Source organism: Marinifilum sp. N1E240, from assembly GCF_009295825.1.
Lineage (GTDB): Bacteria > Bacteroidota > Bacteroidia > Bacteroidales > Marinifilaceae > Marinifilum_A > Marinifilum_A sediminis.
On the sequence record NZ_WHKF01000001.1, the window covers coordinates 97,262 to 110,726 of the forward strand.

Annotated in this window: 8 protein-coding genes and 1 tRNA gene; 6 read left to right on the forward strand and 3 right to left on the reverse strand. The window is 34.7% G+C overall.

All coding sequences use genetic code 11. From position 1 onward, the window contains the following. The first annotated feature begins 39 nt into the window (after nt 1-39). From GCQ56_RS00415 to GCQ56_RS00430, 4 genes are all read left to right on the forward strand, one after another. A complete protein-coding gene (locus tag GCQ56_RS00415) occupies nt 40-3,102 on the forward strand; it encodes a DUF2723 domain-containing protein (RefSeq protein WP_152732423.1) in 3,063 nt (1,020 codons plus the stop codon). Next, nucleotides 3,099-3,719 carry a polysaccharide deacetylase family protein gene (locus GCQ56_RS00420; protein ID WP_227005953.1) on the forward strand — a complete coding sequence of 207 codons (621 nt, stop codon included), beginning with the start codon at nt 3,099-3,101 and terminating at the stop codon, nt 3,717-3,719. The genes GCQ56_RS00415 and GCQ56_RS00420 overlap by 4 nt, the downstream gene beginning before the upstream one ends. Before the next feature lie 161 nt (nt 3,720-3,880). Continuing rightward, nucleotides 3,881-5,149 carry a phosphoribosylamine--glycine ligase gene (gene purD, locus GCQ56_RS00425; protein ID WP_152732424.1) on the forward strand — a complete coding sequence of 423 codons (1,269 nt, stop codon included), beginning with the start codon at nt 3,881-3,883 and terminating at the stop codon, nt 5,147-5,149. A gap of 62 nt (nt 5,150-5,211) precedes the next feature. After that, a complete protein-coding gene (locus tag GCQ56_RS00430) occupies nt 5,212-6,186 on the forward strand; it encodes a DUF6427 family protein (RefSeq protein WP_152732425.1) in 975 nt (324 codons plus the stop codon). A gap of 52 nt (nt 6,187-6,238) precedes the next feature. On the opposite strand, the gene GCQ56_RS00435 is transcribed toward GCQ56_RS00430, so the two are convergent. Then, nucleotides 6,239-8,116: a DUF4114 domain-containing protein gene (locus GCQ56_RS00435; RefSeq protein WP_193323678.1), complete on the reverse strand. Its 1,878-nt coding sequence runs from the start codon at nt 8,114-8,116 to the stop codon at nt 6,239-6,241. Between the two features lie 168 nt (nt 8,117-8,284). Next, nucleotides 8,285-9,349, reverse strand: a complete 1,065-nt coding sequence (locus tag GCQ56_RS00440; protein ID WP_152732427.1) for a lysylphosphatidylglycerol synthase transmembrane domain-containing protein — start codon at nt 9,347-9,349, stop codon at nt 8,285-8,287. A 218-nt stretch (nt 9,350-9,567) separates the two neighbouring features. Between GCQ56_RS00440 and GCQ56_RS00445 the strand changes: the two genes are divergently transcribed. Next, nucleotides 9,568-11,790: an amino acid permease gene (locus tag GCQ56_RS00445; RefSeq protein ID WP_152732428.1), complete on the forward strand. Its 2,223-nt coding sequence runs from the start codon at nt 9,568-9,570 to the stop codon at nt 11,788-11,790. Nucleotides 11,791-12,016: 226 nt separating this feature from the next. Here the strand turns inward: GCQ56_RS00445 and GCQ56_RS00450 are convergent. Continuing rightward, a tRNA-Ala gene (locus tag GCQ56_RS00450) sits at nt 12,017-12,090 on the reverse strand. A gap of 581 nt (nt 12,091-12,671) precedes the next feature. Here GCQ56_RS00450 and GCQ56_RS00455 point away from each other — a divergent pair. Beyond that, entirely contained in the window at nt 12,672-13,355 is a 684-nt protein-coding gene (locus GCQ56_RS00455; protein ID WP_152732429.1) for an energy transducer TonB, read from the forward strand. Nucleotides 13,356-13,465 lie beyond the last annotated feature (110 nt).

The window sequence follows — 13,465 nt, forward strand, 5'->3', positions numbered from 1 at the left end:
GAGTACTATTTTGAAAATTTATAACCTTACCTCTAAGATATGAGCAAGTATCAAAAAATCAATCTAATAATTGGTTGGATTTCCTTCGCTGTTGCAGCAGTGGTTTATTTGTTAACCATTGAACCAACTGTTAGCTTTTGGGATTGCGGAGAATTTATCACATCATCGTATAAATTGGAAGTGGGACACCCTCCCGGAGCGCCATTTTTTATGATACTGGCAAGATTGTTTTCACTGTTTGCACCAGGGACCGAATATGTTGCTTTAATGATTAACAGCTTATCGGCATTAGCGAGTGCATTTACAATTCTATTTCTTTTTTGGACCATTACTCATTTGGCGAAAAAATTGATTGTGAAAAATGGTGAAACTTCTTCGACTCAACTTTGGACAATTATGGCTAGTGGTTTTATTGGAGCTATGGCTTATACTTTTTCCGATACATTTTGGTTTTCGGCAGTCGAAGGTGAGGTTTATGCAACATCATCGCTTTTTACAGCAATTGTTTTTTGGTGTATTTTAAAATGGGAGAACGAGGCTGATAAGCCATTCGCCAATAGATGGATTATTTTGATTGCCTATTTAATGGGTTTATCGATAGGAGTACACTTGCTTAATTTATTAGCAATACCAGCTATTGTTATGTTGTACTATTTTAAAAAGTACGAACCTAGCCGAAATGGCATTTTAAAAGCAATGGGCTTGTCTGTTTTATTACTTGGAGGTGTAATGTATGTTGTTATTCCGGGAATTGTTAAAATCGCATTTTTATTCGATTTATTCTTTGTGAATGTAATTGGCTTACCATTTAATACGGGATTAATCATTTTCATTCTGGCTTTGATAGGAGGAATTGTTTGGGGAGTTCGTTATACGGTAAGTAGAAATAAGGTGGTAGCCAATACTATTTTAATGGCATTTACAGTTGTTTTAATAGGATATTCTTCTTATGCCTTAATCATGATTCGTTCAGCGGCTAATCCTAGTTTAGATCAGAATAATCCTGAAGATTTACAAACATTATTGTCTTACCTGAACAGAGAGCAGTATGGTGATACTCCATTAATTTACGGTCAGTATTTTAATGCTCCATTAAATGAAAAGGACAACTACGTTAAGGATAAAAATGTCTACATTAAAAAAGATGGGAAATATGTAGTTTCCTATGAAAAGAAAAAGGCAAACTTTAAGGATACTCATAAATCGATTTTCCCTAGAATGCATACCAAAGGAATGACAGGCAGGAATCCTGTTGAATATGCAAAATGGACAGGAATCGATCCAAAACAGGAAGAGAAGCCTAGCTTTGCTCAAAACCTTAATTTCTTTTTTTCTTACCAGATTAACTACATGTACTTCCGATATTTCATGTGGAATTTTGCGGGTCGTCAATCCGATAAGCAATCGTATGGAGGAGTAGTTGATGGGAACTGGATTTCTGGTATTCCGATAGTTGATAATCTACGTTTGGGAGATCAGAATCTGCGTGCTGAAGGAATGAAGAACAATAAGGCTAATAACAAATACTACTTCTTGCCTTTACTACTTGGGCTTGCTGGCTTATTTTATCATTACAAAAAAACCAAGGAAGGAAAACAGGATTTTTGGGTAGTAACACTCCTGTTTTTATTTACAGGTTTGGCAATTGTCTTGTATCTGAATCAGCCTCCATTGCAACCACGTGAACGAGATTACGCTTATGCAGGCTCATTTTATGCCTTCGCCATTTGGATTGGATTGGGTCTTTTGGCAGTTCTCGAACTATCCAGAAAAGTGATTAAACAAGATAAACTTGCCTTGCCGATAGTTTTTGCCATCTGCTTACTTGCTGTACCAGGATTAATGGCTCAACAAAATTGGGATGATCACGACAGATCGGATCGATATTTGGCAAGAGATTTAGCCTATAATTATTTGAACTCATGCGAACCAAATGCGATTCTGTTTACCATGGGCGATAATGATACGTTCCCATTGTGGTACTTACAGGAAGTTGAAGGAGTAAGAACCGATGTTCGTGTCTGTAATTTGAGTTATTTGTCAACTGATTGGTATATCGATCAGATGAAACAACAGAATTACGAATCGGCACCGTTACCAATATCAATGAAAAAAGATCAATACCTTTTTGGTAAACGCGATGTGGTGTATATGGTTGATGATCCTCGTTTAAAAGCTTATGTAGATAAGTACAATGGCTTGGATTTGAAAGAAGCATTAGATTATGTGTTAAGCGATAAGAAAAGCACTAAAACTATTTATGGATATGATGAAAGAATTGATCATTTCCCTTCAAATAAATTTAGATTAAAGGTTGATAAAGAACAGATTTTAAGAACGAATACTCTCGGAATTAAAGATACTGCCAATATAGTTGATCAATTGGAGTGGGAAATAGATGGTAATTACGTTGAAAAAAGTGGGTTGGCATTATTTGATATGTTGTTGCAAAACAATTGGGAAAGACCAATGTACTTCGCAATTACAGTTCCCCCGAGTGGTTATTATGGTTTAGATAAATACTTCCAGCTGGAAGGATTTGCTTATCGATTGGTTCCTGTTGAAACGATTAATGAGGATCAACAAACTGGTCGTGTAAATACCGATGTAATGTATACCAATATGTTGCAGGAATTTAAGTGGGGAAATATTAATGATCCAGAGATTTATATAGATGAAACCAGCTCGAGATTGACTTTGAGTATGCGCAATAATTTTCTTCGTTTAGCAAATTCGCTAATGGATGAGAAAAAGCGTGATTCAGCAGTTATGGCATTGGATAAATGTATGGAGTTGGTGCCAAATGAATCTGTTCCATTGGATCTGTATGGTGTTTTAATTGCTCAAGCATATTACCGAGCTGCGGAATATGAAAAAGCCAATCAAATGATCGAACAAATATCCGATAGATTGGTTAAAGAATTGGATTACTATGCAAGTTTAAAGCCGGTGTCCACATCAGAATTTCCACGTTGGCAGAATCGTAATTTGTATTTGATGCAGGAGATGTATCAGATTACTGCAAAATATGAACAAGAAGATTTAAATCGAAAAATTGAATTGGAGTTTAAAAGATTTTTAGGGAATTATAAAAACGGATGATGAGATTGAGATGGATGAGAGCGCCGGGGATATTGAAATTGTTGTTCCCGGACTTTGTGTGGAGGTATAATTCTGGTGATAAAAAGGTGTATTTAACTTTTGATGATGGACCTATTCCGGAATCTACTTTGTGGACTTTGGATTTATTAAGAGAGAAGAATGTAAAAGCTACTTTCTTTTGTGTTGGTGAAAATGTAAAAAAACATCCTGACTTGTACAGAAGGATTGTTGAGGAAGGTCATGCCGTGGGGAATCATACTCACAATCATTTGAAGGGATGGAAAACCAATACTCAAAAGTATGTAGAGAATGTAATACTGGCTTCGGAATTCGTAGATTCTAAGTTGTTCCGACCACCATATGGATTGATAAAAAGAGCGCAGGCAAAATACTTGTCTTCGGACTATAAAATTATCATGTGGGATATCTTAAGTGGTGATTATCGTCAGGATATTTCACCAGAGAGATGCTATCGCGATGTATTGAATAAAATTCGTCCGGGTTCTATTTTGCTTTTTCACAATCATGAAAAATCAGAGAAAAACATGCGCTATACAATTCCACGATTGATAGATGAATTGCATGCTCAGGGATATGAATTTGACATTTGCCACTAGAAAAACAAAAAAATCCTGTCGATAAGAGTACGATAAAGCATTTGAATCCGTAAATTTGCTCTCAATCAAACGATTTATACCATTTTATAACTGAGATCTGTTGCAGTTTGACTACTAAAATAAGCGCAAATAGTAACAGAAACATACAATTAATCTGACAGATGAGAGTACTTCTTTTGGGGTCCGGAGGACGTGAACATGCTTTTGCATGGAAATTTAATCAAAGTAAAAAGCTGGAAAAACTATTTGTAGCACCTGGAAATGCGGGAACTGCTGAAATAGCCGAAAATATCGATTTGAATCCAAACGATTTTCCTAAGATTAAGGAATTCGTATTGGCAAATGAGATTGATATGCTTGTAGTTGGTCCTGAAGATCCATTGGTAAATGGAATTCATGATTTCTTTTTAGCAGATGAGCAAATCAAGCACATTCCGGTTATTGGTCCTGAAAAATTAGGAGCACAATTAGAAGGAAGTAAAGATTTTGCCAAGGAATTCATGTTCCGACACAATATTCCTACAGCTCAATACAAATGTATCACTAATGATAATATTGAAGAAGGATACCAGTTTTTAGAATCACTTAAAGCGCCATATGTATTAAAAGCAGACGGATTGGCTGCGGGTAAAGGTGTTCTTATTATTAAAAATTTGGATGAGGCTAAAAGCTCGTTGAAAGAGATGCTAGGCGGAATGTTTGGTGAAGCTGGAAACCGAGTAGTAATTGAGGAATTTTTATCGGGAATAGAATTGTCTGTTTTTGTTTTAACCGACGGTAAAAATTATAAAACTCTTGCTGAAGCTAAGGATTACAAAAGAATTGGAGAAGGGGAAACCGGATTAAATACTGGTGGTATGGGTGCAATTTCGCCTGTTCCTTTTGCTAAAGGTGATTTCATGCAAAAAGTGGAGGAGAGAGTTATTCTTCCTACTATTGAAGGATTGAGTAAAGATAATATTCCATACAAAGGATTCGTGTTTATTGGATTGATGAATGTTGGGGGAGATCCTTATGTGATTGAGTACAATGTGAGAATGGGTGATCCTGAAACAGAGGTGATTTTACCGAGAGTAAAATCTGATTTATTGGAGTTGATGGAAGCTGTTTCAAAACAAGAATTGGATAAAGCTGATTTTGAAATGGATTCAAGAACCGTATCAACAGTGATGTTAGTATCAGGTGGTTATCCTGAAACTTATGAAAAGGGAAAAGCCATTTCCAACTTAAAAGATGTTGAAGGTAGTATTGTTTTTCATGCAGGCACTACAAATTCAGGATCTGAGGTTGTGACCAATGGAGGACGTGTAATCTCAGTAAGTTCTTATGGTGAGAATATGTCGGAGGCATTAAAATCCTCATTTAAAAATGCAGAATTGATCGATTTTGAAGGAAAATATTTCCGAAGAGATATCGGGTTCGATTTATAAAATAACTGATCTCACTGCTTTTTTTTTAGGAAAGGGGCAGTGAACTTTTAATTTCTCGTTACATGCTGTTAAAGACATTAAAGGGCAGACATTATTTGCTACTGGTATTTGTACCAATTTTAATTCTACTATTGTGGTTTAAAGCCTTTATGAATCCTGTATCCTTAACAGGGAGTCAATCGCAAATGCCAATTTATTCTTTACTCCAAAGTATTACCGGGGAAAGTTTAGTTGCATTAAACATTGTAGGATATTTAATTCTTGCATTTTTGTCTTTAATGATGGTTCGTTTAAACGAGCGATATGTATTTATTCGACAGCGAACGGATTTACCAGCCTTTGTATTTGCTCTAATTGCAACCGGAACTGTTTCACTATACGGTATGCATCCATCTTTATTGGCTTCATTGTTATTGTTTTTTGCGATCGAGAGAGTCTTTGGTATTTATCATGGATCATCAACCCTAGCTAAATCATTCGATGCTGGAATGCTAATTGGTTTGGCAAGTTTGGTTTATGTTTTTGCAGGAGTATATCTGATATGGTTTTGGCTATCTTTAGCTTTTTTAGGTTACTTCAGAGGACGTGAAATTTTAGCGGGTTTTGTTGGTTTTATCTTACCAGTTTTTGTTGCAGTAAGTTGGTTTTATTTAAATGATAACTTACAGGATTTAATTCAAACTTTTAATGCACTTTTAAGTCAAAGTGATTTTGGTGAATACTCATTATACCAAAAAGCGTTTTGGCTGGTTATTGGCTTTTTAGTGTTAATTTCATCAGCCTTTATGACTCGTGTTGTTGAAGAAAAGAAAATCAGTTCAAGAAAATACTTTACCATTTTATTGATATTTTTTCTTTGTGCAATAGCTAGTTTTTTACTTTTTAGTGCTGCTGGAGTAGAGTTGTATTTTGTTACTCTTATTCCAGTAACCTACATTATTAGTCATTATTTTGTACTTAGCAGATATTCCTGGATGATGGAAGTATTGTTTGTTATTTTTGTATTATCAGGAATATTAATTCATTTTTTGGCATAAAAAAATGCCATCCCCAGTTGGATGACATTTTTTATATAGAACAGGTTATATTTTATTTTTCAATGATATTTTCAGTATCAAATGCTGTGGCAACCATATTGTCTTCTTCATTATCAGTTACAGCAAAAATAATGTCGTTATAGTCTTTATCACCATCAGGTAGCTTAATATCTTCAAAGCAAAGAACAATATCTTTACAATTGTTTTCGATAAATAAAACATGCTGCTGATTGTCTAAAGGATTAAGGTATGTATTTGTGTAATGACGATAAACACCTTCAACAGTAGCACCATTCTTCCATCCTTTTGCAATTAAGCAGAATCCGATTACTGTGTTTTCAGGGAATGCTACATCACCTAGTTGAACTCGATCGCCGGACGTTAATCCGCCACCTTCTCCTTCTTTAGAAACATTAGGGAATAGCATGTGAAGTTCAACATCATCTTCATCTGATGGAGGATTTGCTGCATCATAAGTGTAGTAAGCCAATGAGTTTCTCCAGCCAGCACCTTCATCAATAAAAGTTAGATAAACAGGTGATTCTTTTGTTAATCGTAAAATTAAATTGTTTTCATCTGTGAACAGATCAGAATGTGTATCTATATTGTTTGTTCCTGGAGGAAACATTGCAACAATATTATCGATTAAGGTAGCACAAGGTTTGGTAGGAATAATATCCTCAGGAATTCCTTCATCCAGTTCAATGGTTAATATTTTTAAGCCACCTGTTCCTGCTGCAACAAAAATGTACTCATCTTTTGATTCAACAAAATTAACAGAAGCATCAAAATCCATACTTCCAAGAAGTGTTACATCGTCATTTTCTTCAGGAATCATAGCACCAACATATAATCCGGCACCACCATTTCCAATTAGTAAAAGCTCTTCGTTCAGCGCTACCGAATTGGTTACATAGTTCTCATCTAAACGGTCTTCAGGTGTAGGAGGTCGTTCAATATGTTCTTTTAGTTCTCCGTTTAATAATCTGATATCTAATCCACCTTCGTTTAATGCTGCTAAGACGTATTCTTCATTCACATCAATTTCAGTTTTTGATTCGGGAGTTACCGGACCGTTAACTGAAAATGGACTTAATGCAGTAAAATCAGACTTAGAGAAAGATTGTATCTGTGGAGTATCCCCATCTAGAACATAAATGTTATTAGAATTTACACTTAAGGATCTAGCGTCATTAATAGCGGTGCTTGTTGCTAAACTAAAATCGTGATTAAGGATTGTTAATGATCCTGTAGAACCACTTGTTACGTATATATAGTTTTCATCCACTTCCACATCAGTAGCAACATAGGATGAAATATCATATGTATTTGTAATGTACAGAATTTGACCGGATGGACTAATTTCCAACTCAATAAGAATTGCTGGTGAATCATATACAAATCCAACACTTTCAGGATCAAGTGCTCCAGCTAAATACAATTTGCCGTTGTAATAATCAGCAGCACTTACATCAACATCATGCAATAAAGCTTGAGCCTGAAGAACTGGGTTACTCTTATCTGTAATATTAAATAGTTCTACACCACCATTATACTCAGTTCCTTTTGTATTGTAGGTTACAAATGCCATGTTTTCAACTATTTTTACATGGGTTGCCTGAACGTATTCTCCTTTAACCATAGGAGCATCTACCTCAGCTCTTAGTTTAAACGCATAGTTTTTTGTTAAATCTATTTCGGGAAATTCTTTTGTGGATTTAACAGATCCTATTGGTAAATCTACAACCTTCAGCAATTTGTCGGAATAGTTTACACGGGCATTTAGCTCTGTGGAATTATTGTTAATACTTACATTTTTAATAATGTCATTGTCTTTTTCTTTCTCTTTATCAGGACTTTTAAAATTGTCATCTGAACAGGAATAAACTAGTGATAATGAGAAAATAAATAGTAGTAAATACTTTTTCATAACTATTGCGAATTTTATATTATTCATATTTTGTTCACACAAGTTACACTCTTTGATTGACAATAAGATATTGATTATGGTCAAAAAGCTTAAAATATTGATGAAGAGCATGTTTTCTTCTGTCAAATTTTGTAAAACATTGTTTTATAAAAGTTTATGCTGTGAGGATTAAAAGTTCTTTTTAATCCATCGTGGAAGAAGATAAACACCGATAAACAGGTAAGGATAATATGATATGAGGCGCCAAATGAGAGCCATACTTGCAGCTAATCCAGCTGAAGGTAAAAAATCTCCTAAGTATTGAGTGAAAACCCACTCCGAGAAACCACTTCCTCCAGGAGTTGGACTAACCAGCATCATAATCCACATTACCAATTGACGAGCAAATATCATTATATGTTCAGAGAAAGCATAACCTTGAAACCAAAATGCTAATAGCATAGCATTAACAACCCAATACCTGGCTGTCCAAGAGCAAAAGGTAGCCATAAATGCTTTAAACCAAAATCTAAATGGTTTTCTGCGTAATTCTTTTGAACTTTCTATTATATCACTTCCTGCTTTATTAGCTCCATGTTTCCATTTGCGAAGAACAGGTAATTTAAAAATCCAAAGTAGCAACCATTTTAAACCTCGAGGATTCCAGAATAGACCATAAGTTAGGACGATTAGATAAAGGAGTTTAACCAAATATCCACCCAAAGCAAAATACAAAAGAGAGTCCAGCCATAACGAATGTTCAGGAGAATCTATCATGAACAGTTGTTGTACGTCTAACAACAGAATTAATAAAGGAAACATGACAATAAAGTACAATTCATCAAGAAATGAGGTTGACATGACTACAGCAGAACTTCTACCAACTTTTAGACCTTCCTTGTTAAGGTAAAGGATGGCAACAGATGTACCTCCAATTGCAGACGGAGTTACCGCTGAGGTAAATTCCCAAAGCATAATAATTCGAAAAGATTTTCGCCAGGAAAATTTTCCATCAGTAAGTATTCTAAGCCTTGCCATATAACCTAGATCCCTAATAATCATCATAACAAGAGCAATGCATAACCAAAACAATGAATACCATGTGAACTCAATTAAAGAAAAAGTGTTGCTATCCACTTCTTTAGACAACATATAAACAACTACAGCTAAGCCAAATAAAATCGGATAAATGATTCTACTTGGTCTAACCCCATTCAGAAGTTTTTTTTGATTGCCTGGCTTGGGTTGACTCATTTTTAATGCTCTAAAGGGTAATAAATTTACACAAATAATAAGTTTCACAAACAAACTGAGAGTGAAGGAATTGTTAAAAATACATAAATAAGCTAGAAGCTAAACAATTGTTCAAGTAAGAAAGATTCTTATAATGAAGAGCAAGTTATGCTTGTTAATATTTAGTTGATATGCAGTTTTTTCCTATTTTTAATAGACTAACATTCAATATTTATACTATGTCATCAACTCATAATTCACAAAAATTTGGAACGGCTCCTGTTTTTTTTACCGCAATTTCTACCATTTTGGGTGCTATTTTATTTTTACGATTTGGTTATGCTGTTGGAAATGTTGGTTTTTGGGGAGTGATATTTATTATTTTGTTGGGACACGCTGTAACTATTCCAACTGCCTTTGCGATTTCCGAAATTGCAACAAATAAGCGTGTAGAAGGCGGAGGAGAATATTTCATTATATCACGTTCATTCGGGTTAAATGTTGGAGCAACAATTGGGATTGCACTTTTTATGTCTCAGGCAATTAGCGTAGCATTTTATATCATTGCTTTTACAGAAGCATTTGAACCTATTTTTAATTGGCTAAGGGAAACATATGGATACGATCTTCCTCGTCAGGTAGTAAGTGTACCGGCTATGTTATTACTTTCTATCTTAATTCTTAAAAAAGGAGCCAATTTGGGTGTTAAAGCTCTTTATTTCGTTGTTGCCATTTTATTTGCCTCATTAATATTATTCTTTTTAGGAAAGACAGAATATTCTGCTGTTAGCAACTTCAATTTATTGAATGCTGATTTTCGAAACTCTGATAATTTCTTCATTGTGTTTGCAATAATATTTCCGGCGTTTACGGGAATGACTGCTGGTGTTGGATTATCGGGAGATTTAAAAAATCCTTCAAAATCTATTCCCTTGGGTACAACTGCGGCTACAGTAATTGGCATGATCATCTACTTTTTCATCGTTTATAAATTAGCGGGATCGGCAAGTAGTGAAGATTTAGTAGCAAATCAATTAATCATGTCTAAGATTGCTCTTGGTGGTGCAGTTGTGATTCCTTTAGGATTAGCCGCTTCAACCATTTCATCGGCTTTAGGTTCTGTAATGGTTGCACCTAGGACATTACAAGCGCTCTCAATTGATAAATCGTTTCCATCAAAAGGAGTAAATAAATGGCTCTCGAAAGGACGAGTTTCCGATAATGAACCTATTAATGCTTCATTGGTTACCTGTATAATTGCGATGATATTTGTAGTGTTGGGAGATGTGAATGCTGTCGCAGAAATTATTTCGATGTTCTTTATGCTTACCTATGGAGCTCTTTGTCTAATATCTTTTTTGAATCATTTTGGTTCTTCGCCTAGTTATCGTCCATCATTTAAATCAAAATGGTTTTTATCCCTAATCGGATTTTGGATTTCAATATGGGTAATGTTTAAAATAAATACTTTATATGCCTTTAGTGCCGTTGTGCTAATGACTTTGATCTATTTGTATATTAACAGATATCACAAACATAGAAATGGCTTGGAGTCCATTTTCTTGAATTCTCTTTATCAATTGAATCGAAATATGCAGGTTTTTTTACAAAAAGCTGGGAAACGAAAGGTGAGGGAATGGCGACCAAGTGCAATATGTATATCAAAGGATTCTTTTGAACGAGATACTGCCTTTAAATTGTTGAACTGGATTTCGTATAAATACGGATTTGGAACCTATTTACACAGAATTGAAGGCTATTATTCAAAAGCTACATATTCTCAATCGCAGGAAGAACTGCATAAGCTTATCAATAGTTTTGATAAAATGGAAAATCATGTGTACGTTGATACGATAATTTCTCCATCTTACACATCAGCTATAGCTCAAGCTATACAATTACCTGGAATTGCGGGTATGGAAAATAACATGGTGATATTTGAATTTGATAAAGACAATCCAGATCGATTAGATCTGATTATTGAGAATTACTCTTTGGCTAAAGCAGGAAATTTTGATTTCTGTATTTTAGGTAGTGCACGACGAAAATTCAATTATAAGAATAATATCCATGTTTGGATTAAATCTTCGGATACCGATAATGCAAATCTCATGATATTATTGAGCTTTATAATAGGTGGTCATCCCGATTGGAATAAGGCTGATATTAAAATCTTTAATATTTGTAAAGAGGAACAAGCATCAGAAACTCGCAAACAACTTGATGATCTTGTTGTATCTGGTAGGTTACCAATTACCAATTCCAATATCGAAATCATTCATGAACAAATAGATGTGTCTTCCCGTGAATTAATTAATAAACGATCAGCTGATGCTGGTTTAACTATTATTGGTTTTAGAGGAGAATCATTAAAACACGAAAAATCTGGTTTGTTTACAGGCTACCAAGAGATAGGAAATATACTTTTTATCAATTCAAATAGCCAGAAGACCATAGATTGACAAAATAAAAAAGTCCGGGAACCACCCCGGACTTTACTCTAACCCATTTTAATCTATGAAAACCTAATCCTCTCGGAAAGGATGGTACAAAAGTATGCATTCTTACAATTCTGAATATTTAAAAGTTGTTAAATAAGGTTAAATACACGGATTTATAAGGAATTGAGTAGGAGTAGAAATAAAAAGCGGCTACAGCATAAATGCCATAACCGCCTTGATTTGAGGGTGGAGAGTACCGGAATCGAACCGGTGACCTTTTGACTGCCAGTCAAATGCTCTAGCCAACTGAGCTAACCCCCCATTTAATTGTTTAGTGAAAAGAATTTAGTATCATTTCAATTTAAATCAGAATAATACAAGATTCTTAAGCGGCTGCAAATATAAATTAAAATTGAAGATTTGAAAGACAGATTTTAATGTATTTTACGAATAAGCAAACATTTTTAAGTATTCTACGTAAGGGAATTAGAGAGTGGAGAATCTATTTTAGTTCGAAAAATTGTTTGTCAATAGACAATTGATTGGTAGCAATGTATAGTGTGTGTATAGGTAGGATGAGTTCGGACAACATAGATTTTTCACTCTTCTGGTATAAAAAATCTAATTTAGAATGGCTTTAAAGAAAAAATGGACTAAATTTATAGTTGATTTATTTACAGTAGGTTTATCTCTATTAAGATAGAGGCATTTAATAGATTATTACCAATAGAATTTCACTTACTTAAGTATTGGTTATCAAATTTTCAAACCTTAAAAAATGGTTTGACCGTTATTTTTCTATCTTTATGCCTCAAATATTTTCGGAAAGTATAGTATTTTGATTATAAAATTGAATTACTTACTTTTAAGCGCTGAATTTAAAAGAAAATTAAAAGAAGATTATGGAAGTTAAGAAGTCACCTAAAGCAGATCTTGAAAATAAGAGAGGTCTCTTTCTTGAGATTGGTCTGGCCTTGACTCTTCTGTTTGTTTTTGCTGCATTCGAATGGCGTGTAGATTCTTCGGAAGCTACAGGTTTAGAAGATCAGCAAGAGATGGAGGCTGAAGAGGAAATGATTCCTGTTACCAGACAAGAACCTGTTAAGCCACCACCACCACCACCACCAGCACCTAAAGTTGCTGATGTTTTGGAAATCGTGGATAACGATGAAGAAATTGAGGATGAATTGGAAATTGAAGACTCCGATGCAGATATGGATGAAGAAGTTGAAATCCAGGTTGTAGAAGAGGAAGAAGAAGAAGATGAAGCTCAGGTATTCGTTATTGTAGAGGATATGCCGGAATTTCCAGGAGGACAGCTTGAATTACAAAAATGGATTGCAAAATCAATCAAGTATCCTGTTATTGCACAGGAAAATGGTATCACCGGACGTGTATTCGTTACTTTTGTTGTAAACAAAGTGGGTGGTGTAGAGCAAGTTCGCGTTGTACGTGGAGTTGACCCATCTCTTGATAAAGAAGCGATTCGTGTAATCAATAAGATGCCAAAGTGGAAGCCTGGTAAGCAGCGTGGTAAAGCTGTAAAGGTATCTTATACTGTGCCAATCAACTTCCAATTACAGTAAATTAATTTTTTTACTACCATATAAAGAGGTTCTGAATTATTCGGAACCTCTTTTTTGTGTTCGGTAACGAAAGCTTTGTGGAATAATGCTTACTTTTGCAATTAGCTTTC

Coding starts and splice junctions, on each gene's coding strand:
- GCQ56_RS00415 (WP_152732423.1), top strand. CDS start 40: ATGAGCAAGTATCAAAAAATCAATCTAATAATTGGTTGGATTTCCTTC.
- GCQ56_RS00420 (WP_227005953.1), top strand. CDS start 3,099: ATGATGAGATTGAGATGGATGAGAGCGCCGGGGATATTGAAATTGTTG.
- purD (WP_152732424.1), top strand. CDS start 3,881: ATGAGAGTACTTCTTTTGGGGTCCGGAGGACGTGAACATGCTTTTGCA.
- GCQ56_RS00430 (WP_152732425.1), top strand. CDS start 5,212: ATGCTGTTAAAGACATTAAAGGGCAGACATTATTTGCTACTGGTATTT.
- GCQ56_RS00435 (WP_193323678.1), bottom strand. CDS start 8,116: ATGAAAAAGTATTTACTACTATTTATTTTCTCATTATCACTAGTTTAT.
- GCQ56_RS00440 (WP_152732427.1), bottom strand. CDS start 9,349: ATGAGTCAACCCAAGCCAGGCAATCAAAAAAAACTTCTGAATGGGGTT.
- GCQ56_RS00445 (WP_152732428.1), top strand. CDS start 9,568: ATGTCATCAACTCATAATTCACAAAAATTTGGAACGGCTCCTGTTTTT.
- GCQ56_RS00455 (WP_152732429.1), top strand. CDS start 12,672: ATGGAAGTTAAGAAGTCACCTAAAGCAGATCTTGAAAATAAGAGAGGT.